Annotated in this window: 30 protein-coding genes, 1 pseudogene and 1 riboswitch; of the genes and pseudogenes, 12 read left to right on the top strand and 19 right to left on the bottom strand. The window is 34.2% G+C overall.

From position 1 onward, the window contains the following. Both WBG07_RS02845 and WBG07_RS02840 read right to left on the bottom strand, forming a co-directional pair. Entirely contained in the window at window positions 1–564 is a 564-nt protein-coding gene (locus WBG07_RS02845; RefSeq protein ID WP_340198968.1) for an acyl-CoA thioesterase, read from the bottom strand. Then, window positions 551–1,879 carry a DNA recombination protein RmuC gene (locus WBG07_RS02840; RefSeq protein WP_340198967.1) on the bottom strand — a complete coding sequence of 443 codons (1,329 nt, stop codon included), beginning with the start codon at window positions 1,877–1,879 and terminating at the stop codon, window positions 551–553. Before WBG07_RS02840 ends, WBG07_RS02845 begins: the two co-directional genes overlap by 14 nt. Before the next feature lie 353 nt (window positions 1,880–2,232). Here WBG07_RS02840 and WBG07_RS02835 point away from each other — a divergent pair, with 353 nt between their 5' ends. The 4 genes from WBG07_RS02835 to WBG07_RS02820 all read left to right on the top strand — a co-directional run bounded on the left by WBG07_RS02835 (window position 2,233) and on the right by WBG07_RS02820 (window position 3,142). Then, a complete protein-coding gene (locus WBG07_RS02835; protein WP_340198966.1) occupies window positions 2,233–2,409 on the top strand; it encodes a hypothetical protein in 177 nt (58 codons plus the stop codon). Between the two features lie 90 nt (window positions 2,410–2,499). After that, the gene (locus WBG07_RS02830; RefSeq protein WP_340198965.1) at window positions 2,500–2,676 is read left to right on the top strand and encodes a hypothetical protein; all 177 of its coding nucleotides are present in this window, start codon (window positions 2,500–2,502) and stop codon (window positions 2,674–2,676) included. 93 nt (window positions 2,677–2,769) lie between these two features. Further along, window positions 2,770–2,925 carry a hypothetical protein gene (locus tag WBG07_RS02825; protein ID WP_340198964.1) on the top strand — a complete coding sequence of 52 codons (156 nt, stop codon included), beginning with the start codon at window positions 2,770–2,772 and terminating at the stop codon, window positions 2,923–2,925. A 40-nt stretch (window positions 2,926–2,965) separates the two neighbouring features. Continuing rightward, on the top strand, window positions 2,966–3,142 hold the full coding sequence (locus WBG07_RS02820) for a hypothetical protein (protein ID WP_340198963.1): 177 nt from the start codon (window positions 2,966–2,968) through the stop codon (window positions 3,140–3,142). Between the two features lie 39 nt (window positions 3,143–3,181). Here WBG07_RS02820 and WBG07_RS02815 read toward each other — a convergent pair whose 3' ends face one another. The 3 genes from WBG07_RS02815 to WBG07_RS02805 all read right to left on the bottom strand — a co-directional run bounded on the left by WBG07_RS02815 (window position 3,182) and on the right by WBG07_RS02805 (window position 6,181). Further along, complete coding sequence (locus WBG07_RS02815) at window positions 3,182–3,883, bottom strand: ABC transporter ATP-binding protein (protein WP_413788812.1); 702 nt, start codon at window positions 3,881–3,883, stop codon at window positions 3,182–3,184. Between the two features lie 102 nt (window positions 3,884–3,985). Further along, the gene (locus WBG07_RS02810) at window positions 3,986–4,981 is read right to left on the bottom strand and encodes a FecCD family ABC transporter permease (RefSeq protein WP_340198962.1); all 996 of its coding nucleotides are present in this window, start codon (window positions 4,979–4,981) and stop codon (window positions 3,986–3,988) included. Between the two features lie 36 nt (window positions 4,982–5,017). Continuing rightward, window positions 5,018–6,181 (bottom strand): ABC transporter substrate-binding protein, encoded by a 1,164-nt coding sequence (locus tag WBG07_RS02805; RefSeq protein WP_340198961.1) that lies wholly within the window; start codon window positions 6,179–6,181, stop codon window positions 5,018–5,020. A gap of 67 nt (window positions 6,182–6,248) precedes the next feature. Then, a riboswitch (cobalamin riboswitch) is annotated at window positions 6,249–6,488 on the top strand. Between the two features lie 72 nt (window positions 6,489–6,560). On the opposite strand from WBG07_RS02805, the gene WBG07_RS02800 reads away from it, so the two are divergent. Beyond that, entirely contained in the window at window positions 6,561–8,441 is a 1,881-nt protein-coding gene (locus tag WBG07_RS02800; RefSeq protein ID WP_340198960.1) for a TonB-dependent receptor plug domain-containing protein, read from the top strand. 32 nt (window positions 8,442–8,473) lie between these two features. Here the strand turns inward: WBG07_RS02800 and WBG07_RS02795 are convergent, their stop codons facing one another. Together WBG07_RS02795 and WBG07_RS02790 are read right to left on the bottom strand one after the other, a co-directional pair. Further along, a complete protein-coding gene (locus tag WBG07_RS02795; protein WP_340198959.1) occupies window positions 8,474–9,658 on the bottom strand; it encodes a CARDB domain-containing protein in 1,185 nt (394 codons plus the stop codon). Between the two features lie 119 nt (window positions 9,659–9,777). After that, complete coding sequence (locus WBG07_RS02790) at window positions 9,778–11,250, bottom strand: S41 family peptidase (RefSeq protein ID WP_340198958.1); 1,473 nt, start codon at window positions 11,248–11,250, stop codon at window positions 9,778–9,780. Window positions 11,251–11,393: 143 nt separating this feature from the next. Between WBG07_RS02790 and WBG07_RS02785 the strand changes: the two genes are divergently transcribed. From WBG07_RS02785 to WBG07_RS02770, 4 genes are all read left to right on the top strand, one after another. Further along, complete coding sequence (locus WBG07_RS02785) at window positions 11,394–11,903, top strand: RNA polymerase sigma factor (RefSeq protein ID WP_340198957.1); 510 nt, start codon at window positions 11,394–11,396, stop codon at window positions 11,901–11,903. Continuing rightward, on the top strand, window positions 11,890–12,315 hold the full coding sequence (locus WBG07_RS02780; RefSeq protein WP_340198956.1) for a hypothetical protein: 426 nt from the start codon (window positions 11,890–11,892) through the stop codon (window positions 12,313–12,315). Before WBG07_RS02785 ends, WBG07_RS02780 begins: the two co-directional genes overlap by 14 nt. A gap of 11 nt (window positions 12,316–12,326) precedes the next feature. After that, the gene (locus tag WBG07_RS02775; protein ID WP_340198955.1) at window positions 12,327–12,866 is read left to right on the top strand and encodes a DUF4252 domain-containing protein; all 540 of its coding nucleotides are present in this window, start codon (window positions 12,327–12,329) and stop codon (window positions 12,864–12,866) included. An 85-nt stretch (window positions 12,867–12,951) separates the two neighbouring features. Continuing rightward, a complete protein-coding gene (locus WBG07_RS02770) occupies window positions 12,952–13,497 on the top strand; it encodes a DUF4252 domain-containing protein (protein WP_340198954.1) in 546 nt (181 codons plus the stop codon). A 72-nt stretch (window positions 13,498–13,569) separates the two neighbouring features. Here the strand turns inward: WBG07_RS02770 and purB are convergent, their stop codons facing one another. Next, window positions 13,570–14,913 (bottom strand): adenylosuccinate lyase, encoded by a 1,344-nt coding sequence (purB, locus tag WBG07_RS02765; protein WP_340198953.1) that lies wholly within the window; start codon window positions 14,911–14,913, stop codon window positions 13,570–13,572. Window positions 14,914–14,974: 61 nt separating this feature from the next. Then, window positions 14,975–15,541, bottom strand: a complete 567-nt coding sequence (locus WBG07_RS02760; protein ID WP_340198952.1) for an adenylosuccinate lyase — start codon at window positions 15,539–15,541, stop codon at window positions 14,975–14,977. 37 nt (window positions 15,542–15,578) lie between these two features. On the opposite strand from WBG07_RS02760, the gene WBG07_RS02755 reads away from it, so the two are divergent. Beyond that, on the top strand, window positions 15,579–16,046 hold the full coding sequence (locus tag WBG07_RS02755; RefSeq protein WP_340198951.1) for a heme-binding domain-containing protein: 468 nt from the start codon (window positions 15,579–15,581) through the stop codon (window positions 16,044–16,046). Here WBG07_RS02755 and WBG07_RS02750 read toward each other — a convergent pair. The 9 genes from WBG07_RS02750 to WBG07_RS02710 form a co-directional block, all read right to left on the bottom strand. Beyond that, window positions 16,021–16,707 carry an SIR2 family NAD-dependent protein deacylase gene (locus WBG07_RS02750; protein ID WP_340198950.1) on the bottom strand — a complete coding sequence of 229 codons (687 nt, stop codon included), beginning with the start codon at window positions 16,705–16,707 and terminating at the stop codon, window positions 16,021–16,023. The genes WBG07_RS02755 and WBG07_RS02750 overlap by 26 nt on opposite strands. A gap of 113 nt (window positions 16,708–16,820) precedes the next feature. Continuing rightward, on the bottom strand, window positions 16,821–17,879 hold the full coding sequence (locus WBG07_RS02745; RefSeq protein ID WP_340198949.1) for an aminotransferase class I/II-fold pyridoxal phosphate-dependent enzyme: 1,059 nt from the start codon (window positions 17,877–17,879) through the stop codon (window positions 16,821–16,823). Beyond that, window positions 17,876–18,889 (bottom strand): dipeptide epimerase, encoded by a 1,014-nt coding sequence (locus WBG07_RS02740; RefSeq protein ID WP_340198948.1) that lies wholly within the window; start codon window positions 18,887–18,889, stop codon window positions 17,876–17,878. The genes WBG07_RS02745 and WBG07_RS02740 overlap by 4 nt, the downstream gene beginning before the upstream one ends. A 41-nt stretch (window positions 18,890–18,930) precedes the next feature. After that, a complete protein-coding gene (locus tag WBG07_RS02735; protein WP_340198947.1) occupies window positions 18,931–19,278 on the bottom strand; it encodes a tetratricopeptide repeat protein in 348 nt (115 codons plus the stop codon). After that, a complete protein-coding gene (locus WBG07_RS02730; protein ID WP_340198946.1) occupies window positions 19,279–19,584 on the bottom strand; it encodes a hypothetical protein in 306 nt (101 codons plus the stop codon). A gap of 307 nt (window positions 19,585–19,891) precedes the next feature. Further along, window positions 19,892–20,620: a head GIN domain-containing protein gene (locus tag WBG07_RS02725; RefSeq protein ID WP_340198945.1), complete on the bottom strand. Its 729-nt coding sequence runs from the start codon at window positions 20,618–20,620 to the stop codon at window positions 19,892–19,894. A 32-nt stretch (window positions 20,621–20,652) separates the two neighbouring features. After that, window positions 20,653–22,332, bottom strand: a complete 1,680-nt coding sequence (locus tag WBG07_RS02720; protein WP_340198944.1) for a PspC domain-containing protein — start codon at window positions 22,330–22,332, stop codon at window positions 20,653–20,655. After that, complete coding sequence (locus WBG07_RS02715; protein WP_340198943.1) at window positions 22,329–22,667, bottom strand: PadR family transcriptional regulator; 339 nt, start codon at window positions 22,665–22,667, stop codon at window positions 22,329–22,331. The genes WBG07_RS02720 and WBG07_RS02715 overlap by 4 nt, the downstream gene beginning before the upstream one ends. A 91-nt stretch (window positions 22,668–22,758) precedes the next feature. Beyond that, a complete protein-coding gene (locus WBG07_RS02710; protein WP_340198942.1) occupies window positions 22,759–23,229 on the bottom strand; it encodes a DUF4870 domain-containing protein in 471 nt (156 codons plus the stop codon). 144 nt (window positions 23,230–23,373) lie between these two features. Between WBG07_RS02710 and WBG07_RS02705 the strand changes: the two genes are divergently transcribed. Further along, window positions 23,374–23,829 (top strand): DUF4442 domain-containing protein, encoded by a 456-nt coding sequence (locus WBG07_RS02705; protein WP_340198941.1) that lies wholly within the window; start codon window positions 23,374–23,376, stop codon window positions 23,827–23,829. A gap of 67 nt (window positions 23,830–23,896) precedes the next feature. Continuing rightward, window positions 23,897–24,692 (top strand): annotated as a pseudogene (locus WBG07_RS02700) (TIGR00266 family protein). Window position 24,693: 1 nt separating this feature from the next. Here WBG07_RS02700 and WBG07_RS02695 read toward each other — a convergent pair. Continuing rightward, the gene (locus WBG07_RS02695) at window positions 24,694–25,968 is read right to left on the bottom strand and encodes a D-alanyl-D-alanine carboxypeptidase (protein ID WP_340198940.1); all 1,275 of its coding nucleotides are present in this window, start codon (window positions 25,966–25,968) and stop codon (window positions 24,694–24,696) included. Window positions 25,969–26,194 lie beyond the last annotated feature (226 nt).

The raw sequence follows: 26,194 nt of genomic DNA, 5'->3' as shown, positions 1-26,194 counted from the left end.
CTAACTTTTAAGTGCTAATTTTATGTTGTATTGTTCTAGTGTTTTTAGGGATGCTTCTGATATTGTTTTAGGATAACCAAATGCTTTTTTCCGATTTCTTTTTTCATCAGCACGTTTAATAGACTTAAGAAATCGTTTTATCTGTTCTTCTGTTTCTATGATAAGACCAGGTACTTTTACATTTTCACCAAGATCATTTTTGGCCACCATGGTAAAATAGGAAGAATTGCAATGTTTTACGGTACCATTTTGAATGTTTTCAGACTCTACTCTGATTCCTACTACCATAGAACTATTTCCTATAAAATTAATGGAAGCTTTCATGGTTACAAGTTCTCCAATTTCTATCGGATTCAAAAAATCAACGGTATCTACCGATGCGGTTACACAATAAACCCCAGAATATTTTGAGGCACAGGCAAAGGCTATTTGATCCATTAGTGAAAGAATATAACCCCCGTGAATTTTTCCACTAAAATTGGAATGAGACGGAAGCATCAACACAGAGATGGTAACTTGTGAATCTTCTACTTTTTTATATATTTTTGGTTTAGATGTCTTCATCTTCTTCAATAGCACGTTTTAAAATGGGTTCAGGTAATGTTTTTTTAGCTTTTGCCCCCATTTTTTTTAATTTTTCTATAGATCCTATGATATTACCTCTGCCTTCAAATAATTTATTCATAGCACCTTTATATTCCATTTTTGCTGAATCCATTTTTTGCCCCACTTTGGTGAGATCATCAATAAATCCAGTAAATTTATCATAAAGTGCACCTGCCTGTCTGGCAATTTCAATAGCATTACGCTGTTGTTTCTCATTATTCCACATACTATCTATGGTACGCAAGGTAGCCAAAAGGGTGGAAGGTGTTACAATAACAATATTTTGTTCAAAGGCTTTGTTGTATAAAGAGTTATCATGGTTTATTGCAATGGCAAACGCAGGTTCAATTGGAATAAACATCAATACAAAATCTGGACTCTCCATTTCATATAAATCTTCATATTTTTTTGCTGAGAGTTGATCTACATGTTTTTTAATAGAATTTATGTGCGCTTTTAAATGCATTTGTTGTTCTTCCTCTTCTGTATTAACAAAACGCTCATAAGAGGTGAGTGAGACCTTAGCATCAATAATCATTTTTTTGCCATCTGGAAGATTAATAATTACATCGGGTAGTACCCTAGAACCATCTTCTCGCTTAAAACTTTGTTGCACTTCATATTCTCGATCTTTTTCTAATCCAGATTTTTCCAGTACTCTTTCTAAAACCAATTCTCCCCAGTTTCCTTGCATTTTACTATCACCCTTTAGCGCTTTTGTGAGATTTAGGGTTTCTTTACTCATCTGTTCATTAAGATCTTTGAGTCCCAAAATTTGTTGCCTAAGTGCAGCGTGATAATCAATACTTTCTTTATGCGTAGCTTCTACTTTTTTTTCAAAAAGTTGTATTTTTTCTTGTAATGGATTCAGGATATTTTTAATGTTCTCTTTATTCTGCTCTGTAAATTTGCTTGATTTCTCTTCCAGAATTTTATTTGCAAGATTTTCAAACTCTTTGGTAAACTTTTCTTGTAATTGATTTACCTCTTCTTTTTGTTCTTTATTACGAACTAATAAATGATCAAACTCGGCTGCTTTTCGAGTCATTTGAAGCGCAAGAGTATCTTTTTCTTTGCGAATTTCCTCTTTTTCATCGGTGAGTATATCCATTTGCCCTCTTAGATCCTCTAAAGAATTTTTGAGTTGCCTTTCACGTTCTTCCAAACCAGCCTTAATAGATTTGGTTTTAAGTTTTTGGATATAGATACCTAGAAAAGTGCCAACAACAAGTATACAGAGGGAAATGATAATAAATATTAATGATTCTTGCATTCTATTTCAGCTAATTATTAGATAAGAATAAGCGCATTCCTTTTTAGATTTATAACTTAAATTAAGTACTACTTGATGAATCGTATAAATTCACTGATGAAATATAGGTCTTCAAAATAATATAGCCATTATCAGTATTGAGTTTATATAATTTTATCTGACTTAGACAAAGATACTTAATGCCTTCTATTTTTTGAACAAATCCTGTTGGAATACTTATCAGCTACTAATAAAAAGTACGCACTTAATATATAGCAAGACTATCCTGTTTTTATGTTTTTAAGAAATTTCTTTTGGGGGTATTTCCTATGGAAATCTACTATTATAAAACGAATAAACTAAATCTTAAAATTATGAAAACTCAGAACACTACAAACTCAATCGCTAGAAAAGAAGAGAATGATGCTACTCATAGAAGCTTCAAATTACTAATTACAGAGACGTTTAGAAACGTAAAATGTACAATGGTAAGATTCAATAAAAATTTGAGCATTTATGGTGCTGCTGCCGCATCTGCGATTAGAAATTAATATAAATACCAACAAAAATTAATTTCTTTTGGGGGTATTTCCTACGACAGCTTACTATTATAAAAACAATGAATCCAAATCTTAATTATTATGAAAACTCAAAACAATCAAACGATGACTGCGACACAAACCGAGAATAATACTGCTCATAGAAGCTTCTTGTTTTTTGGAACAAAGACTTATAGCAATGTAAAAAGGGCAATAGTAAATTTCAATAAAAATTTAAGTGTGTATGGAGCTGCTGCTGCATCTGCCATTAGAAATTAACAGTATAGTAAAAATAAAGATTGAATTCTTTTTAGGGGTATTTAACAAGTAAGTCTACTATTAGTAAAACAATGAATCCAAAATCTTTTAATTATGAAAACGCAAAACTCAAAAGTTGCAAAAACAGAAAATAGCCAATGGCAAACGTATATGAAAAGGACTTTCAATAGTATCAAAATTGAAATGATAAAATTCAATAAAAATTTAGGTGTTTATGGAGCTGCAGCTGCAGCTGCAGTAAGAAATTAACACTACTACAAATCATGTAAACTTTTTAAAATATGTAATTATGAAAACTCAAAATTATCAAAATATAAGCTTTCGTCAGATTGAAACTGAGAGTTCCGAAATTGAATTTACGGAATGGGTATCAAACGTATTTCACAATAGCAAAATAGGAATTAATGATGTTACTAAAAGCTTGAGTGTTTTTGGAATCACAGCGGCAATTGATATTAGAAACTAATTTGGTTAGAATGTTTCCAACCAGATTACCTGATAGCTTTTACTTTTTTATTCTAAATGTTCCTGTTTCAGGTTCAAACCAGATGAGGTCTTTTGGGAAAAGCGAATCAAAGACTCCTTGTTGAATAAGCTCACATGGTTCACCAAAAGAAATTTTATCATTAGACATTACCAGCATTTCATCGCATAGCTGAATAGCCAATTCAATTTCATGAGTAGAAAACAAGATAGTCTTTCCCGTTTCTCGGGTAATATTCTTAAGCAACTTAAGAATATAGGCTTTGTGATAAATATCGAGGTGAGTAGTAGGTTCATCTAAAATAATCAGAGAGGTTTCTTGAGCCAGAGCCCTTGCTATCATAACTTTTTGTAACTGCCCATCACTAAGTTCATAACACTTTTTGTTTCTCAGTGAAAAAATATGTACTCGTTTCATAGCATCTTCTACGCGTTGATAATCTTCAGGACTAAGAGTCCCAATCCAATTGGTATAAGGCTGCCTGCCAAGCGCTACAACCTCACTAACCATTAAATTTATAGAAGGTAGTTGCTCTGTAAGAACAATACTCAATTCTGCAGCAAGTTCAAGAGCATTATAATTTTTTAAATTTTTATGATTCAACTTCACCTCACCACCTAGCGTATTTTGTACTCCTGCAATAGATCTCAACAAAGTAGATTTTCCTACTCCATTTGCACCAACTATGGCTACCAATTTTGCTTTTTCCACATTAAACGTGATGTTGTTAGCAACAACAATCTGATTGCTTTTTTTTTGATATCCAATTTGTAAGTTTTGAACCTCTAGAACCTTATATGTATTTTCTGTTTTAATAATTAGGATTTAAAAAATGAGTCGTTTTCTTTTCACTAATAGCCAAATTACAACCGGAGCACCAATCAGTGAGGTAATTGCATTGATAGGAAGCGTATATTCACTTGCAGGAAGTTGTGCTATGGTATCACATACCAACATAATTACGGCTCCTAAAAGAATGACTCCAGGCATTAGTATTCTATGATCTGGTGTATTGATAAGCTGTCTGGTTAAATGCGGTACTGCTAAACCAATAAACGCTATAGGACCTGCAAAAGCAGTAACGCTTCCTGCAAGCAAACTGGTAGCAATTATAATAGTATATCTAGAACGTTTTATATTGACCCCTAAGCTACGGGCATAGTTTTCACCCAGCAGTAATGAGTTTAAAGACTTAAGTGCTAAAATACTAATACTTGAACCTAAAACCACTAAAAGAGTGAAGAGTGAAATTTGATACCAAGACAAATTTCCTAAGCTCCCAAAAGACCAGAATATGTATTGTTGTAAACGTTCCATATCACCAAAAAATGAAAGAACGCTCACCACTGCAGATGTAATACTGCCAAACATTAAACCTATAATTAGAATTGCCATAGTGTCTCTTATGCGGGTAGCGACCATCATTACTGCCAGTAGCACTAAAAATGCCCCAAGACTTGCTGCAATAGCAATAGAAACGGTTCCGGTAGCCATGATTCCAAAAGCACTTCCCATAAATGCAGTTCCAAAGATTAATAGTGCGACACCCAAACTTGCTCCTGAACTGATACCTAAAACAAAAGGACCGGCAAGAGGGTTTCTAAAAAGTGTTTGCATTAACAATCCGCTAAGAGACAGTGCTGCACCAGTTAGTATAGCGGTTATTGATTTAGGCAATCTATATTGAAACAGAATATAACTCCAGGAAGATTTTTCTGGTATATTCCCTACCAACATTGATATAATCTCGTCTATTGGGATTTTTACAGAACCCAAACTAATATTGACAAAGAAGCAACATACTAAAAGTAGTACTAACACTAGAAAAGTGATTTTGTATGTAGCTATGGGTTTCAATTATTGCAATGGTTTAAAAAAAGAGGGTTTGTAATCAGGTAAGGCCTCTGGATGGAAGATAGAAATTAAGTCTTTTAGCACCAGATCGGGTCTATTGGGTGCAAGTTCATAATAAAGTAAGCCACCAGTTTCTCCTTTTACACTGCTGTAAGTATACACCTTTTTTGTTTTAAAAGCATCAAATCTGGTATAATGATCATTTGTTGATCTCATTTGATCGTACGATATAAATTGTCCGGGTCCAATCCAGAAATTTGCCGTCTGACCTTTATCAAGAACACTTTCAAAGTTTAAAGAAAGACTTCCAGTTCCCTTAGAATCGTTCCATAAATATTGGGCATTTGCATCTTCAATGAATTTTGCAGCCCAGCTATCGCCAGAAGGAAGATACCAAATATCCTTATACATAGCCCCCGAAAGTACGGTAGGTTTGTTTTTAAAAGCACTCGCTATGTCTTTTGCTTTTAGATATTCTTTTTCTATTACTGAGAATAAAGAATCTGCCAAATGTTCCTTTTGAAAGAAAGCTGCAAAAAACTTCATCCATTCTGCTTTTCCAAGCGGCGAATGTTCAATCCAATCTCCATTATAAACCACTGGTATTCTTGATTTTTGAATGGTTTCATACGCTTTGTTATTGTTGTTAATGGAAAAGCCAACCACCAATTCGGGTTCTAAATCAATCAATACTTCTGTATTCAGAGCTTCATTTTTACCCAACTCTTTTACTAGACCATTATCAATTAAAGCTCTTGTTTTTTTAGAAGAAATATAATGACTGTCTGGAAAACCTACTAAGGTGTTTTCAACACCTAACGCCTCCAAAATAGGAATGTGGGTAGTAGATGTGACCACGATTTTTTCTATAGGCACCCCTATTATGGCATCATAAGCATTTGCATCCAGTGTTATAAAAGCTAATTTACTTTTGTCAATGAGGGCATATGTAAACGTTTGATTACTTTCTGGCCATGGGGAAGATACCGTAAGTACTGTAAGATCTCCTTCTTTCCTTATTTGAAACCCTTTTGCATGGGTAATAGTGTTTATTTCTGATGATTGAATATTAGATTCAGCCTGCTGTTTTTTAGTCTTTTTAGGTTTTTCAATACAACTTAAAGTAAGACTAAACAACGCTAATAAAAGTAGACTATATTTTTTCATAATGGCAATTCATTTTCAAAAATAAGATTATTTAAAGTTTTTGATGGTTGTAACATTGAAATGTTTAATTTTACCCGTAGAATTTGGTTTTGTTTCTTTTTAAGAAACAGATTAAAAGGGAATCAGGTGAATTGTAAGATATTTTCTAATAGTAAATCCTGAGCTGTTCCCGCAACTGTAAACTGAGTCCATTTTTTATGGATGCTTGTTATAAATTCTTATTACCACTGTTTTTGCGTTTGTGTAAAAATGGGAAGGTATATAGCAAGACGTGAGCCAGGAGACCTGCCTTTTTCTATAACGAATGTCAAACTTTCGGGATAAAAGTTTAGGTATGGGTACGCTACATACTTTTTTTCCCTTTAACGGAATTAAAAAAATGAACAAAAGAAGTATTTCTTTGTGTGCATTAACTTTGGTATGCACCTCAATTTTTGCACAAAAAGTGCAAGAAGAAGATCAAAAACCTGAAGAACTTGATGAGGTAGTAGTCTCAGATTCAAGATTTAAATTAAAACGTGAAAACTCAGGTAAAACGGTCATTAAAATTACGCAAGAAGAACTCCAGCAAAATCAAGGAAAAAGTCTGGCAGAATTAATTAATTCAAAAAGTGGATTTGAGATCAACGGTAGTCGCAGTAATGCGGGTCAACCCTTAAGTTATTTTGTAAGAGGCGGGAATAATAGACAAGTTCTTATTCTTATAGATGGAGTACAACTTTGGGACCCCTCTCAGATTGCCAATGATTATGATCTTAGATTAGTTTCCCTAGATCAAATTGAATCGGTAGAAGTAATTAAAGGAGCTGCCAGTACATTGTATGGAAATGGGGCTGCAGCCGCTGTTATTAACATTAAAACCAAAAGTGCGGGGAAGAAATCAATTCAGGCTACGATTAATTCGTCTATTGGTACCAATCAATCTCAAGATGAGAAAGATTACAATGCAGCAGACTTTTCAAATTCAGTAAGTGTAAACGGAACTTTAAACAAGTTTACTTATAATGCATCTTTTGCACAAAGTTATACCGATGGCTTATCTGCGGTAGTGACAGAGAATAATGAACGTGATCCATTTTCAAGAATAGGTTCTGCAGTACGTTTGGGGTATCAATTCAATCCTAAGCTAAAAGTAAGTCTATATGGAAATCACGATAAATTTAATGCAGATTTTGATAATTCTTTTCCAATTGAAGATGCAGCAAATGAGTCTGAAACAGAACAGTTTAGAGTAGGGAGTACACTAAATTATGAATATGGTAAAGGCAGCATTACTGTGAATTCGGCCATTAATACAGTGGATCGTGACATCATTTCTGATTTTCCTTCCACATTTGAAGCAAAAAGTTATATTGTAGATGCTTTTAACAAGTATACCTTCCATTCTTCTTTATATACAATTATTGGGGTTAATTATATTAAGAATGAGACCGAATTTGATGGCAACACCAATTTTTCTATTGTAGATCCTTATGCTAATTTAGTATGGGTTTCTAAATTTGGACTCAATATGAATGCAGGGGCAAGGTTAAATAATCATAGTGAATATGGAACCAATGTAACCTATAACTTCAATCCGTCTTATGTGATAAAATTCAATGAAGATTATCTTAAGGTATTAGGTTCTTACAGCACTTCTTATATAGCGCCTTCTTTGTTTCAACTATTTGGAACTTTTGGTCCTAATCCCGATTTGGAACCGGAAGAAAACACCACTTTAGAGGGCGGACTTGAATATAGAGCGTCTAATTTTAGAATAAATGCTATTTATTTCAATAGAAAAGAAGAGAATTTTATAGATTATGTGGTAACCAATTTTGATACGTTTGAGGGCGAATACCGAAACGTAACCGATGAGTTTAAAGTAAAAGGAGTAGAAGTTGAAGTAGCAACCAAACCTTTGGAGAATTTAAGAATTAGTGCCAACTATACTTTTACAGAAAGAGAAAACCGAGTAGCACTTAGAATACCAAAACACAAGGCTAATTTATTGGTAGGATATGAATTATCAAAAAGATCATTTGCTTCTTTAAACTTTCAACACACCGGAAGCAGAACAGATACAGATTTTAGCACCTTTGAAAATCTGGAGTTAGATTCCTTTTCATTATTAGATTTATATTTCAGTCATCAAATACTGAATGATAAAATGAAAGTATTTGCCAATGTAGCTAATATTTTCAATGAAGATTATCTTGAGGTAATAGGTTTCTCTACCCGAGGAAGAAATATAAGACTAGGTTTTTCACTTAATCTATAAACTAAAAAAAGCCGCTAAATGCGGCTTTTTTATTAATCTTTTGAAATTTTCCGATCTCCAAAAGGGGTTTTAATAATGTATAGTCCTTTTGGAAGACTCTTAATTAGATTTCTTGCTTCGGCTTCTGTTTTGACAAGTGCTGAATTTATAAAGATTCCTGAAAAATTATAGGTTTCAATTTTATAAGGAGCGGTAATAGCATTTGAAACCCTTCCAGTATCATCTGTAGGGCAGAGAATACAAGGTTCTTCATCTTCAGGATCGGTAGTACTTCCGGTTTTAATATATCTCCATGCAAATTCACGAACATTATCACTTAAACTTTCATTAGATTCTGGTATGCGGTTCACGTGATCCATATATGAGTAAATACGATATACAGAACTATTAGACAGTTGTAAAGCTCCTACATATTCATAAAAGGTATGATATAAAGTGACTTTTTTGGTACTTCCGGCAGGAATGGAACCCCCATCACCTGAGGCAAACTGATATACATCCAGATTTTGATTAAATGCATATCTGTAAGCAGAAGCATATAAAGCAAAAGGAGAAGAAGAGGCATCTGCGTTACCATTGTTTTCTAAGATAGCCTCAAAAGTAGCGTTTTCTCCAAAATAAATATTAGGTACCTGCCCGGAAGTTAGATTATAGTTTTGTCCGTTATTATTTACAGTTAGCGCCTTTAAGCGTAAGTTAGGTTGGGGTGGTGGGCAGCCGTTGACTCTGGAGGTTTCGCATTCGGTTTGCAGCATATGAGCCCCATTAGGGCATTGCCAGAATCCGTTGTGAATCTGAGGTAAAAAATAGTACCTTTCAATCGTCAATTTCCCATAAAGCTGTCCAAACGAGTTTTGATAATCATCATAATTTACAATGTAAAAATAATGGTTGTTTCTATAGAAATTATAGTCTTGAGGTACTACATACTTTTCTGACACAATCGAGCCGTTAGTAGTGGATATGATCTGTAATTTATATTTATAATATGTGTAATCTGTTGTGTTTGTAGGGGAGCAAATTGAATCCCAATCGCTCGGTTCTGGTTCAATTCCATTTAATTGACTCGAAGTTTTTACAGTAAACGTTAAGCGCTGATAACAATTACCTGATGGAACTTTTTCTTCGAGAAGTAAATCGTAGTCATCGCAGGAAATCTGTGAAAAAAGAGGAGAGCAAAGTAACAGGCATAATAATAGAGTAAAAAGTGCTTTCATATTTATATGTTTAGGTTGGGGGTAAAATTACAAAAGAAAGTTAATTCTTATAGTTTAAATGTAAGAATTAAAAAAGCCACATTCTTTAAAATGTGGCTTAGATAACGGTTTCTTTTAGCTTAATCCAATTCTACATACATATTGTCACGAGTTGGTAAAAACATCTTGGAATTAGTGACTTCTTTAATTGGTATTTGAGGTTCTGTGACCATACCTCTTCCCACGGCGCCAATTTCTTGCAACGCTCTGGCCAATAAAGGTTCATTTTCATCGCCCAGTGTTCCTAAATTCGCTAAATCTTCATCTAAGTTGATATCAGGAACCAAGCCTGACGTATAATCAGAATTTCCTATCGAATTTTCGTTCCGACCAACCAGTGGTTGAATTGCATACGTATGGTTAGGATTTAATCCTACAGGTTCTTCACTAAAGAAAGGGAAGTCCGCATTTGGTTTATCTAACAAAGTCAATGAAAATTCATTTTTTCCTCTTGTGGTCGCACCCACATGAACCACATTTATGTAAGGATCTAAGCCATTAATAACCAATTCACTAGCTGAGGCCGTGCTCCCAAGACCAATAATATAAACCTTAGTCAAATTAAGACTGTTTATGGATTGTCCGTTTCTAGTGGAACTTACAAATCGATCTTCTAACTGACTATCAGTGAATGTTGCAGTGATACGTGGATTCCAGGTTTGTTTTGAGAATAGATCTCCAGTAAATTGTCCAGTGATCATACTGGATAATGCCACCGCAGAAGCAACTGAGCCTCCTCCGTTATAACGAAGGTCCAAAACCAACTCCGTAACTCCTTCGCTTTTTAATTGTCCAAAGGCTTCATTCAATTGATCGTCAAAGTTTCCGGTAAATGCATTATACATCACATAGCCTACTTTGGTTCCGCCTACATCGAGAGTTTTGGAAATTAAAACCGGATTTTCAGTAAGTTCTGTTTTTGTTAAAGTTACTTCTTGTCCGTTAGGGGTTATTACATTATTTTCAATGTCGGCCATATTTAAAGTGTAGGAGTCATTGTCTCCAAACAATAGATCAACGTAATTATTAAGATTCAAAGTTTGTCCATCTACCCCGGTAAAAATATCGCCTCGTTGAATATTTTTAGTAACAGCGTCCGAACCAGGAATGATATAACGTACATAGCCGTAAATATTATTATTATTGGAGAACCGTACCAATCCAAATTCAACTCCATTAGATTTAAAATTTCCTTGTTGAGAATTTAATAGCCTATTATAATCATCTGATACAAAACTAAATCGATCTATAGGATTATTGTTACCTACGATATTGGAATGTCTATTGCATAAGTTGTAAAATAAGTCATTTGGAGAAGAGAAACCCGAAATAAACTCCGCATATTGTTGTGCATTGTTAAACCGATTATTTGCTAAGTCCGGTACCTCTTCCTGCCAGAAATACCAGTAGTTCATGGCACTCCAGATAAAATTTTCTGCTGCGAGTTCGGTTTCAACATTAAAACTTATAGGATTCGGAGCATCGTCATCATTGCTACTGCATCCACTCAATATAAATGTAAGTCCGGCAAGTAAATAAATAAACTTTTTCATAACTGTATTATATTTCATCATTGCTATTAAAACACTAAAATAGGGACTATATTGTGAAATTAAAATTTTTTGTAACAAAATGAAAGATAGCTCGTCTTCCTAGTATAACACCGTAAAAAAGTGTTGTAACCAACCAAACCAAAATGAGACAGACAGAATTTTTACAATTAGTAATGCCTTTTAAAGACAAAGTTTTTCGTCTAGCAAAGCGGTTGCTGGTTTCTGTTGAAGAAGCGGAAGATGCCACACAAGAAGTCTTGTTAAAATTATGGTCTAACAAAGGAGGAATGGAGAAATACAGAAATGTAGAAGCATTTACCATGACCATGACCAAGAATTATTGTCTTGACAGATTGAAATCAAAACAGGCTTCTAACCTTAAGCTAGTTCACAGTAATTATCAAGACGAAAGAACTTCTTTGCAAAAGGAATTGGAAGCTAGAGATAGTGTTTCATGGATGCATAGAATTATGGAAAAACTACCGCAGCAACAGAAAATGGTGTTACAATTGAGAGATGTAGAGCAGTATGAATATGATGAGATTGCCAAAATGTTGGATATGAATAATACTGCGGTACGAGTAGCTTTATCAAGAGCACGAAAAATGGTTAGAGAAGAATTAGTAAAAAAACACAACTATGGAATCAGTTAACATAGAAAAATTATTAGAAAAATACTTTGAGGCTACCACAACGGTTGCTGAAGAGAAGATGCTACAGACGTATTTTTCAGGAAAAGAGGTAGCACCTCACCTAGAAGAGTATAGAAGTATGTTCACCTATTTTTCAAATGCCAAAGAAGAACAGTATACCAGACCCGTTCCATTAAACCCTATGCGAAAAAGCAACTTATATAAGTGGATTTCGGTGGCAGCAGTTGCAGTGATTAGTTTTGGTATTTATTTTGGTAATGAAATTCAAGAACAACGTGAAATAGAGTTGGCTTATGAAGAAACTCAAAAAGCATTTGAACTCATTGCTCAAAATCTCGACAGAGGTACCGAGAAAATGGAATACCTCACCGAATTTAATAACACAAAAAACAAAATTTTAATTAATAAGTAAAAAAAGAAGTCATGAAAAAAATAGTTTTATTAATTGCATTAATAGCCCTTCCCCTAATTGGTTTTAGCCAGTCTACATTTGATCGTTTTGAAGATATGGATGAAGTGAGCACGGTTGTGGTAAATCAGAATATGTTTAAATTATTCTCTAGAATTGAATCAGATGATCCAGAAGCACAAGAGTTTATGGAAATGGTAAAATCTTTGAATGATCTTAAAGTATTTATTACAGAAGATAAAGGAGTAGGAGAAGATATGAAATCAGCCGTAGAAAAGTATCTTAAAAAGGCTTCATTACAAGAATTAATGAGGGTAAAAGATAAAGATGTAAATGTTAAATTTTATATCAAGCAAGGGCGTGATGAAGACCATGTGAGCGAGTTGTTAATGTTTGTAACCGGACTTAAAGATGTGGAAGCTAATGGGAGAAAATTTGAAACCGTTTTACTCTCTTTAACAGGAGATATTGATTTAAATAAGATTAGTACGCTTACTAAAAAAATGAATCTTCCTTCTGAACTGGAAAAAGTAGATAAGAAAAATAAAATCTAACTTATAATTATCATAATATTCCACCTGGATCTATTTAGAATCAGGTGGTTTTATAAATTCATCAATCAAATAAATCAATACCGTCATGAAAAAATCAAAACTACTAGTACTCATTACAATAATAACGCTTTGTTTAGGTGCCTGTAAAAACTCCGAAAGCCTTCAACAATATTATGTGGAGAACAAAGAAAACAACAACTTTATTGCTGTTGATATTCCGGTTAGTTTGCTTAACGTTGAAGAGATAGAGTTAGATCAAGAGGAGAAAGAGGCTTATAAATCTATTCGTAAGATGAATATTCTAGCCTACAAAATGAAAGGTGAAAATGATCCGGAGTATGCTGTAGAAAAAAAGCGGGTTTTAGAAATTCTTAAAGATGATACCTATAAGGAGTTAATGAAATTTAACTCGCGAGATATTAAAGTAACCGTTAAATATATTGGCGATGACACTTCAATAGATGAGGTAATTCTTTTCGGAACTAAAAAAGAATTTGGGTTTGGATTGGTAAGACTTCTTGGTGATGATATGAAACCAGAGAAAATAGTAAAGTTGATGGAGGTTGTTAAAAAATCTGATTTTGAATCTAAAGCTTTGGGAGGACTTGAAGGTTTCCTTAAAGATATTTAATCCTAAAAAATTGATAATAAAAAAATCCTGCTTCTTGCAGGATTTTTTTGTTTTAAATAGCGTTACTCTAATTTAAATACCTGTATAATTTGAAGGAGAGATTGCTTTTAATTCTTCTTTAATAGCTGTGTTCACTTCTAAAGTATCAATAAACACAGCTATTGAATTTTGTGTGATCTTCTCATTGGTTCTAGTTAAGCCTTTTAACGCTTCATACGGATTTGGATATCCTTCTCTTCGCAAAATAGTCTGAATGGCTTCTGCTACCACCGCCCAGTTATCTTCAAGGTCTTTTTCAAAACGATCTTTATTAAGCAATAACTTAGAGAGTCCCTTAAGGGTTGATGCAAACGCTATAATGGTATGACCAAAAGGAACCCCAACGTTTCTAAGAACTGTGCTATCTGTTAAATCACGTTGCAACCTAGAGATGGGTAATTTAGCGGAAAGATGCTCGAAAATAGCATTCGCAATGCCTAGATTACCTTCTGAGTTCTCAAAATCAATAGGATTTACCTTATGTGGCATGGCCGATGAGCCCACCTCACCTGCTTTTATTTGTTGCTTAAAATAATCCATAGAAATATAGGTCCAAATATCTCTGTTAAGATCAATAAGAATTGTATTGATACGTTTCATGCCATCAAACAGTGCGGCAGCATGATCATAGTGTTCTATTTGTGTGGTGGGAAATGAATGGTAAAGACCTAATTTATCTTCTACAAATTCTTTCCCGAATTTCCCCCAGTCTATATTAGGGTAGGCTACTTTATGTGCATTAAAGTTTCCGGTTGCACCGCCAAATTTAGCAGCAAAAGGAATTTGTTGTAATCCTTTTATTTGCTCTTCCAAACGTTTGACAAAAACACGTATCTCTTTTCCTAATCGGGTAGGAGAGGCGGGTTGCCCATGCGTTCTTGCAAGCATAGGGATTTCTTCCCATTCTTCTGCTAGTCCCTTAAGTTTATCTAGCAAGGCTGCCAAAGCAGGTGTATACACTTCTTGTAAAGCCTCTTTTATAGAGAGCGGTATGGAAGTATTATTGATGTCTTGAGACGTTAAACCAAAATGAATAAACTCTTTAAACTTTTGAATTTCCAGCAGATCAAATTTTTCTTTGATAAAGTATTCAACCGCCTTTACATCATGATTGGTAACTTTTTCTATATCTTTTATAGCCTGAGCGTCTTGAGAAGTAAAGTTTTTATAGATACCTCTAAGACTATCAATTATAGAAAGATCAAAAGATTCAAGTTGAGGTAATGGAAGTTGACAAAGCATAATAAAGTATTCAATCTCTACTTTTACTCTGTATTTTATTAAAGCTTCTTCTGAAAAAAAGTTTGCTAGAGCTTCAGTTTTAGTACGATATCTACCATCAATAGGAGAAATGGCGTTAAGTGCCGAAAGTTGCATATTTTCTGATTTTTTGAAAGCCTCAAAGATACTTTTTTAACTTTATATAATATAGTAGTTCCTATTCTTTTGGGAGTCTTGAAAGTATTTTCTTTGCAGCCGCTTTATAGCCAGCAGATTGTTCAGGAATATCTTTTCTAAGTACTAATTGCAATTCTGGATAGATCCAGGAATATTTTTTACCCAGTTCAAATAAAGTATAAATGGAATATGCTTTAGCGGCTACTTTTTCATCATTAATTAACCAGTCAAAAGTAGCTTCTGTAATACGTTCTAAATACAATTCTGTGAGTTCTTGTTTGAAAACGGAAGGTTTTTTACCAAAATATGCCAAAATAAGAAGTTGACATACCTTGGCTATCGGTCTCTTGGAAGAATCCAAACGGAAATTTCTAAGTTGCGCTGTGAAATTGTTTAAATACGGAATGAGAAGTTCTAGTTTCTCTTGGCATACAAATTCTAAAACCCAGCAGGCTCTAGAAGATACCGGATCATCAAAAAGAAAACAGATGCGTAAAAGTTCTGGAAGTAGGGAAGGGTCTTTTAAAACCTGATTGGAAAGTCTTTTACGGGTTTCTCGATATGCTTTTAATGTTTTTAGTTCTTCAAAAAAAAGATTTGCTGTCATGCTTTTTTATTATTTTAGAGCTTTCAAATCCTAGACCATGAAAATAATTAAAAAAATATTGATTTTATTATTAATCGCTTTAATTGTAATTCAGTTTTTGCGACCTGAAAAGAATCTATCAGAGACTATTCCTGCTACAGATTTTATAGCTATGACAAGTCCTTCTCCCAAAATAGAGACTACTTTGCGATCTGCATGTTATGATTGTCATTCTAACAATACAAAATACCCTTGGTATAGTGAAGTAGCACCTATTTCTTTTTTAATAGCCGAACATGTTAAAGATGGCAAGAAGCATCTTAACTTTTCAGAATGGGGAAATTACTCTGTAAAAAAGAAGGCACATAAACTAGAAGAGTTAATAGAGGAAGTAGAAGAAGGGCATATGCCTGAGTCTGCTTACACATGGATGCATGCAGAAGCAAATTTGTCTAAAGAACAGGTTGCAGAACTCAATAGTTGGGCAAAAGATCTTCGTTTTATTTATCAGTTAGGAGAGAAATAGCCTTTGTAATACCTGTAGTAGCTTTTTCAGGAATAATGGTAAGATTACTCATTTCATTTTCGGTGATGGATGGCTTTGGGTCTACAAAGTAAACAGGAACACTAGCTTTTCTGTAATGAACCAAACTTGCAGCAGGATACACTTGCATGGAAGTGCCTACTACCATAATATAATCTGCTTGCTCTACTAAAGACGCCGCATGCTCAATTAAGGGAACCATTTCTCCAAACCATACTATATGGGGTCTTAACTGATGCTGTAGTTCACAAAAATCACCTATTTTGATATCGCGATGCCAATCATATACCAGATTTTCATCAAAAGTACTGCGGGCCTTTAAAAGTTCTCCATGCAAATGGACTACCATACTACTTCCTGCCCTTTCATGTAAATCATCTACATTCTGGGTAACAATACTCACCTGAAAATGGTTTTCTAATTCTGCAATCGCTAAATGCGCTTTATTAGGACTCACTTCTTTCAGTTGTTTTCTCCGTTCGTTATAGAAATTTAACACCAATAATGGATTGTTATTCCATCCTTGTGGTGAGGCTACTTCCATAACATCATGCCCCTCCCAAAGTCCGTCTGCATCGCGAAATGTACTAATCCCGCTTTCTGCACTTATTCCTGCTCCGGATAAAACCACTACTTTTTTCATTGGTTGTTTTTTGACTCTCACAAAAATACGATTTTTGTTAAACACGTTTGATTTGCTCGTAAACAGTGGTTGATTTTTACATGTTCACTTACCAAAGAATATTTCTGAATACTTTAGTTATTTGTATAGTTAAAAGAATTGATAAGCTCACAAAGCTTTTTTATATCATCTGCGGTATGATGTGCAGATAATACGATGCGATTTATCTTATCACCAGAATCATTAGGGTAGGGAAAATTAGTGATGATAATAAATTGATCTTCTAAATAAGCGGTGAGTCCGTCATCTTTAAAAGTAAAAGCAGGATGGTCAGGCATAGAAAAAAATCGATGCGGCTGCTGCAAAAGCTTCCTGAAAAGTTCGCAGTTTTGTCTTAATTTCTGTAGCTTTAATTGATAAATTGATGTTGCTTCTAAATAGGTAGCCATGGCAGCAGGTACCGCCGGACTGGAAGCAGCAAACATAGCAGTATTCTTTAAAGACTTTATACGATGACTATTCCCTATTATGGCTCCTGCCTGAATACCGTAGCCTTTACCTAGAGAACCACAAACAATGAGTTCTTTTGACTGTAAAGTCTCTAAAATTCCGTAAGAGCCCTTTCCTGAAGTTCCTAAAATGCCAAAACCATGAGAATCATCCGCTACGAGAATAATGCGCTCCAAAGGAAGTTTTTTAAGCCATTCAAAATACGGATAGTTTTGTCCAAAAAACTGTACTGTATCTAATAAAACAACAATAATTGCTTCGGGGTTTTTATTAAGAAACTGGTGTATTTTTTTTTGTAAAGCGGCGTAGTTGGACTCGTTTTGAAATCCTGCTGTTTGTAAGGCAACATGTGTCTCAGGTGCATAAAAAAGAGCATATTTTTGTTTTACAAAATAGTCTGCTACCAATTGACTCGCCAGAAATCCTGAAGAGACCGTAAAACATGCTTGACAGCCAAATAACTTTGCCATATGGCTTTCTGCTTCTTCATATACACTAAATCTAACATTGGAGGCTCGTGAAGCGGAGTATCCAGTGCCGTATTTACGAATATTTTGGAGGTATAAGTCTTGAAATGCCAAATCCGTTTGGAGACCTAAATACCCGGTCCCTCCAAAATATAAATACTCTTTTCCATTTGAAAAAAAGGTTCTTCCGGGAAATGCATCTACTGAATACTTCATTTTAATAAATGGATTCCGCTTCCTCCTTCTTCCGGAAATAAGATCTTACCATCTTTCTCAATCACAACTCCAGAAGCAATATCTTCTTTTAATAGCATAGCGCCATCCATATCTACATAATCAAGCTGAGGTAGCAATTGTGCAATCGCAGAAATGCCCACAGTAGATTCTGTCATGCATCCAACCATTACCTTCAATCCGTGTTTTTTTGCGTTTGCTATCATTCGTCTAGCAGGTGTTAATCCGCCGCATTTCACTAGCTTTATATTTACACCGTCAAAATATACTGCACATTGATCAACATCCGCTTCCAGTATACAACTTTCATCTGCTATTACAGGTAATACACAATGCTCTTTAACTACTCGCATTCCTTCCCAATCTTCTGCTTTTAAGGGTTGTTCTAAAAATTCTACGCCCAATTCTTTAAGCTTTAGCGCGTTCTCAATAGTTTCTGTTGCAGACCAAGCACAATTTGCATCAATTCTAAAAATGGCGTCCGTATGTTTTCTAAGTTCACTAACAATTTCTACATCATGATCAGTTCCTAATTTTATTTTATAAATGGGCCATGGTTTCTCTTTCATCTTTTCCACCATTTTTTCAATAGCAGCAATTCCAATGGTGTAATTAGTGATTGGGTAACGTTCTGTTGTTGTTCCCCAAAGCCTATACAATGGTTTTTGCTTTAATTTTCCGTATAGATCATTAGCAGCCAGATCTAATGCGCAAAGGGAAAAATTAGAAAGCTGTAGTTTTTCTAGTTGGGTATAAAAATCTTCTGGAGCAGTAAGTGTGAGCTGTTCAACTTTTTCACGAACTTTCGTGATTTCATCAATCATAGTTTTCGTGGTAATCTGGTAATATGGATTGGAAGTGGCCTCTCCATAACCAACCTCACCTTGATGATGCAGACTAACTACTAAAGAAGATTGGCTGTCATGAGATTCCCGCGAAATACTGAAAGTATGTGCAAGTTTTAGATTGAATTCTTTTAATGCTATTACCATTGTACAAAAGAGGTTTTAAGTAGTTTCTGGCATATAAATTGTCATTTCGGTCTACACTTATTATCTATATAATTCTGAACGCTTTTTTGTCCAAGTTCCAAGGCTCTTTGCCAACTTTCACAGGCAGCTTTAACCTTTTTTAATTTATATAATGCAACCCCTTTGTTTGCGTAAATATTTGCATTAGAGTCATTTAATTTTAGAGCATAATTAAAATCTTCTAATGCTTGACTATACATATTCTTTTTTAAATAACATGCGCCACGATTTGAGTGATAGTCATAAACTATAGGGTAATCTTCTCCATTAATTTTACCAAATCTAATTGCTTCTGATAATTCTTCAATTGCTAAATCAAGTTTTTTCTCTTTTTGATATACTTTTCCCAACTAATAATGCAATTCGTCATCTTCTAAAAAGATAGCTTTTGCGTTAGTAAGATTAGTTTTTTGAGCTTCTACCTCTCCTAACCTATATAAAACATGATTTAATAAAATATAGGAACTTCTATACGTAGGATCTAGTAGAATTACTTTTTTTAATTTAACTATTGCTTCTTTGTAATTTTCATTTTGAAATTCAACACCTCCTTGATTATATAAATTTACCGCTTTAAAGTGATTCTCTAAAGTAATTTGACTATTTATAAGATTTGAAATTATGAATACTAAAAACAGCATTGTTAATTTTCTCATGGTTAAAATTATTGCATTAGAAAATGGAATGATACAGTTAGCGATATTAGATAACACATAAAGCTTTCCGTTACACTTACAAATTTATAAGAATTTTCATCGGAATAAAAGTGTTGGTTCCTATATTCAATTAGATTTTAATAGTGCCTTTTCAAAAATAATTACTGAATTGATTCTTTCTTATATTGCTATAAGCCGGAATATATCTTCATATATTACGATTTAATAAGAAAAAAAGCTACTGCATCTGCAATAGCTTTTAAGGTTGGTTTATTTGGTTGGATTGATTCTTAAAACATTGGTTTACTTAATTTTTCGAGACACTTCCCGCAGAAGATTTGCTTTTATTTACAATTTCTGGATTTCCTGAGTAGCGCACATCACCACCACTACTTGCAGAGGCAGTTAGTTCTTTGGTAGCATTTATGGAAATGTCTGCTCCGCTGCTTGCATCTGCATTACAATTCTCTGCGGTTAATTCTCTACCATCTATATCGGCACCGCTACTTGCATTTGCACGTAGGTTGATAGTTCTTCCACTAATATCAATATCTGCACCACTACTTGCGTCACAAATAAGATTTTCTGTATTTACTTCCAACCGGATATCTGCCCCACTACTGCTACTTAAAGCCAGTTTGGAAGACTCAATAACGCCCTGTCCATATACATCAGAGCCACTACTGGCGCTAATTTCAATAATTTCTGGCAGGGTAACATAAACCTTTTTTGATTTTGCTCTACCAATACGTTCTTCTGTATCAATATGAAGCGTTCCGCCGCTAATATCTGTGTTAATATACTCTATGATATTATTATCTGCTTCTACTTCAATGGAAAAATCTTTCCCTTGGGTAATGTAAACATCTAAGCCTTCAGCAGCATTTATTACATTAAAATCTTCCGTAATATCTCTAGTTTCTGAAACTACATTTCCGTTTCCTTTCTTGCCTTCTCCAAAATTGATATCCCATTGACAGGATGTTAGAAATATGGAGACTAAAATGGTAATAATAATTTTTGATAGTGTTGTCATGATCTTTGGTTTTGATTGATTTGTTTTGATACTTATATATTTTTATTAATTGTTACTAAACTGTCTTTTGCAACTGTGGAGTCTTGTGATGAATCTTCTTGGGTATCTTCATCAACAGGTGCATCATCTTCTTTAATTGATTTTAAACAGTCTAAACATTCCAGTTCTCCAGTTTCTCCCATTTTCCAAGTGTGCCCTACCACATTATCTCTGGAATAGTTCTGATCATTCTTAATAGTTCGCCTTATATAATTGTATGCTGAATTGTCTATTTTAATAATGGTTCCCGTTGGCAGGTATACTTGTACATTAACTTCTTGATCTCTAAACTTCTGATCTTTATCTGTTACAAAAGCGCTGTTCAAGAAAAGGGTATTGGCATCGGTAACATAAGAATATGTAATAGCCCCGGCTCTTTCTCTGGCTTTTTGAAAACTACTACCATTGGCTTCTTTGCGAATGCGAATTAGTGGAAGTGAATCTTTAGATTTTCTAAGGGTAAAACTAACCTGATCCGATATTATTTTCTCCAAACCATTTTCGTCTTTAACCACATCAAAGTCTGAGTTTCTAAAATACCTCTCGTCATAATAGTCTTCAATATTCATTTTAATGGTTACTGTATCCTGTGGTGAAACAAATAGTTGCTCCTTTACAATTACGGCATCTTCAAAGGCATATTCAGACGCTTGTTTTACCCCTGCGGTTACTAGTGATATTACAGAGATAATCCACAATCCTAATAATGAAAATTTAGCAATATTACCAATGGATTTAAGGTTGCTTACCAATATTTTTAATCCTAGGTAAAAGAGAAAGAAAAATGGAATTCCTACGGCGAAAAATGTAATCAATGAGATCAGCCATATTGGTAAGCCTGAAGTATTAAATACATCTACAAAATCTACTCCTGGAATACTTATAATATCTGCTATACCAACAGAAAATAATCCTACAAAAAGACCAATCAGTGTAGAGGCACCAGTTATAAGGAGTATAATTCCAATTAATTTTCCAATCACCTTAAAGAAAAATAAAATTAAGTCGCCAAGGCTATCAAAAAAACTTTTTGAACTTGATTTAACTTTATTTCCAACCCCTTCGTAATCTACATTTTTTACTTTTTCTGCGACACCGTCAAAACCTTCTTTGATTTTTTTCTCAATAGAGCTAATATTCACCGCTTCACCAGTCATTGCTAATTTTTTAGCAGTACTATTTGCTTCTGGCACTAGAATCCAAAAAAGGATGTAAGCTAGGAATCCAAATCCGGTAGAAAATGCCACTAGAATAAAAATGAGTCGTACCCAAATGGCTTCTAATCCAATATAATGACCTATTCCTGAGCAAACACCACCTATGTATTTGTTATCAATATCTCGATACAGCTTTTTGGTAGAGATTGGTTGTGCGGTTACTTTTGGCGGCTCGTCTTCAAAAATATCATCGTCTGTAAGATAATCTTCGGGTTGCCCCATAATATTGATGATATAATCTACATCTGCCATACCCATAACCTGCCTGTCATTTTCCATTTTTTCCAGAAAGAGCTCTGCAATTCGAGCTTCAATATCTGCAATAATTTCGTCCCGCCCCTGGGTGGTAGAAAATGAACGTTTAATGGCATCCAAATAGCGCTGTAATTTTGTGTATGCGTCTTCATCTATGTGAAAAAACATACCGGCTAAATTTATGTTAATAGTCTTGTTCATTGTTTATGTTTTTGGCTAGTTACGAGATTTACCGCATTTCGCAGATTGTCCCAGGTATTAGTTAACTCAGTTAAAAATAATTTTCCCGTGTCTGTAAGTGTGTAATACTTTCTTGGAGGCCCGGAGGTGGATTCTTCCCAACGATAGTTGAGTAATCCAGAGTTTTTGAGTCTTGTTAGTAGAGGGTAAATTGTACCTTCAACTACCAGCATCTTTGCGTCTTTGAGAGTGCTTAGAATCTCAGATGCATACTTGTCTTCATCTTCCAGAATAGACAAGATACAGTATTCCAACACCCCTTTACGCATTTGCGCTTTCGTGTTCTCAATGTTCATAGATAAATTTTTTAATACTGTTAAAACTGTTCATTTTTTGATTGATGGTCGTTTTTGATTGATGATGAATGATTGATGATGAATGATATTTTTATTTAATAAAATTGATTGTTAACGGATATTTGTAGCTTTCGCCTTCCCCAGCTTTTATAGATGCTACAATGGTACAAACTACATCTAATGCCCATAAGGCTGCACCAATTACGGCAATGAGTCCTAGAAATGGCAAGCCACTATTAAAATGAAAAAGACTTTCCGGGTCAAAATCTACATTATGTGTATTGTGTTCAAGAATACTGTAAAACCCAATAAAGTCTTGCGCAAAAATGAGAAAAAGTGGTACCGCAATAATTCCTACCGTAAGACTATAGATAAGAATGCTTATTTGAAAGTTTAGTACTTGCTTCCCATTATAGTCAACAAATGAAGACTCATTTTTATTTGATAACCATAGTATTAAGGGAACAATAAAATTTCCAAATGGAAAAAAGTACTTTGAAAAGGTGGACAAGTGGGTGATAGTTGCCAGCGTTTTTTGATTTTTTGTGATTGATGAGTTCATTACATATTATTTTCTTATGCAAATATATATCTAAAAAAAGGTATTATGCAAAACATAGTACTATAATTTAACAAAAGTTTAAGAAATTAGGGTTCTTGATAAGCCATATATTTTCAATACATTGACAAGTATTAAAATTATCGTATGAAATTGACACCCTCTAAGCTTAATTCCTTCACAATGTTAAAGTTACCTTCTGCCTGGCTCAGTGGTGTAAGGGTTAAATCTATAACGGAAGGCCAATGTGTTGTGACTGTTAAACATCGTTGGTTCAATCAAAATCCTTTTAATTCTATGTTTTGGGCAGTTCAGGGTATGGCAGCAGAATTAGCAACTGGTGCTATGGTAATTGCTCAAATAAAGGAAAGTGGGAAGAAGATTTCTATGTTGGTGGCCAACAATAACGCAAACTTTTCTAAAAAGGCTACGGGCAGAATTACTTTTACCTGTAAAGATGGTCATTTAATAGCTGAAGCAATAAAAGAGACGATAAAAACAGGAGAAGGACAAACTTTTTGGATGCAATCAGTAGGGGTAAATGAAGAAGGCGTGACCGTTTCTACCTTTAATTTTGAATGGACAATTCGTTTAAAAAAGTAACTACTTGTAACAATTAGCCTACTATTACTACCTATTAATAATTAAAATAAATATAAAAAATAAAAAAATGACAGCACACGAAATTGATTATCGTATTTACGGAGAAGAAATGCAGTATGTGGAGGTGGAGTTAGATCCGGAGGAAGCAGTAGTAGCAGAGGCCGGTAGTTTTATGATGATGGATAGTGGGATACAAATGGAAACTATTTTTGGAGATGGTTCTAATCAAGATAAGGGCGTTCTTGGAAAATTATTTTCTGCTGGTAAGCGCATGCTCACTGGAGAAAGTCTTTTTATGACTGCTTTTCTTAATATAGGGGAAGGTAAAAAACAAGTTTGTTTTGCCTCTCCTTATCCCGGAAAGATAATTCCTATTGATTTAACCGAATTTGGAGGTAAATTTATTTGTCAAAAAGATGCTTTTCTATGCGCTGCAAAAGGTGTAAGAGTAGGGATTGAATTTTCAAGAAAACTAGGACGTGGGTTTTTTGGAGGAGAAGGCTTCATTATGCAAAAACTAGAAGGTGATGGTATGGCATTTATTCATGCAGGTGGAACTTTAGGGCGCAAAGATTTGGCCGAGGGTGAAGAAATTAAAGTAGATACTGGATGTTTAGTTGGATTTACGCAAGGTATAGATTATGACATTGAGTTTGTTGGCGGTATTAAAAACGCTTTGTTTGGAGGGGAAGGACTTTTCTTCGCAAGGTTAAGAGGTCCGGGTACAGCTTATGTGCAATCACTCCCATTTAGCAGATTGGCAGATAAGGTATTGGCTTCCGCACCTAGAGCTGGAGGAAAAAGCGTAGGTGAGAGTTAATATTAGGGGGTATATCAAGCATCTTTTAGAAAAAGACAATTAACTTAGTATTGGTTTCTTATTTCCAAAAGTATGGTCTGTAATTGTCTTTTTATTTCCTTACTAGGAATGGTGAAATGATTTGCCATAAAACTAAAAATAAGTGTTTTACCCGATTTAGTAATAAGATAGCCGCTTAAGCAGTAATTGTTGCTGAAAGATCCCGGTTTAGCATATAAATAGAGGTTCAAATCATTATCGGTTTCTCCTAATAAATTAATTGCTGGAAAAAGATTTAATAATCTTTCCTTGTCAAATTCCTGATACATCTTATTTAAAACATATACAAAACTGTGTGGAGAGAAAAGATTGTATCTGGACAGACCAGAACCGTCTACCCATCTGGGGTATTGAGGAATGTCTGAAAAATAATTTTTTAGTGAGTAATCAATTGCTTTTTTTACAGAAAGTGTATCGGAAATAGTACCCGAACAAAGAATCATCATCTGTTCTGCTAGAAAATTGTCACTTACACTCATCATCCTTTTGTATAAGCTATCAGCTTTAATACTATAATGTATTTTTGAAGATAGTTGGCTGGGTGGGAATTTACCCAATACAAGTTCTTTAGAAAGATGTTTGTTGAGCAGTCCCATTGTAAGACTGTCGTTTGTTATATACGGAACCTCCAGTGAGTCTATCTTGTTGGAGGTTATATAAAAAGTATTTTTGTTTAAACTTCTTGAGTATGGTTGTTTCTCTTTTTTGATTTGAGGTGCAAAAATATCTGGAACTACCTGAATAGCATCTCTAGATAAAGCCAAATTTACTACGTTACCATACATAGGAAAACTGTTTCGTTCTGGCATAAAATAATAGGCATAATCTTCCCATGCCCAGCCAGGACCATATTTGTCTTCTAAATAATTGCCTGTATCTAAAACTACTTTTTTAGTAGATGAGGTGTTAATTAATTCTATAACCCGCATTGAGTTAAACCAAGGATGGAGCAGGGTAGGATCTCCTGTTCCCATTAAGAAAAGGGTATCATTCTGTTCTTTCCATTTGATAGCAGGAATGGAATCTCCTATCATTTTCATTGCTGAATATAAAGTGAAGATTTTTGTATTGGAAGCTGGATTAAGGTATTTGTTGTGATTAATACTTATTAAAGTGTCTTTTTTATCTGGATCATACAGCATAAATCCCGTGATGAAGTGTTCTTTTTCGGAAACCTTAATCATTTCAGAAGTGAATCTATTTTGAGTGCCGCAGGCAGCACATAGCCATATAATTATGATTGCAGTTACAGCTTTGACACCTATGGATTGTAAACACATTTAGCAATTTTTTTGAAGCGTAGTAATGTTCTATTATAACTAACTTTAGGTTTATAAAATTAACTCTTTTTCATTTGTTAAAATACCTTTTAAACCGAATCATTTTTACAATTCTAAATAGCCTTGATAGTTGAAATACAAAAGTAGCCTTGTATGATAGATAATCGGAAGTAAATATGAGACTTAATAATAATTAATATCTTTTTTTTTGATTATTTATAAGGTA

Source organism: Ascidiimonas meishanensis, from assembly GCF_037782385.1.
GTDB classification, from domain to species: Bacteria; Bacteroidota; Bacteroidia; order Flavobacteriales; family Flavobacteriaceae; genus Ascidiimonas; species Ascidiimonas meishanensis.
This window is presented reverse-complemented; position numbering and strand designations above follow the sequence as displayed.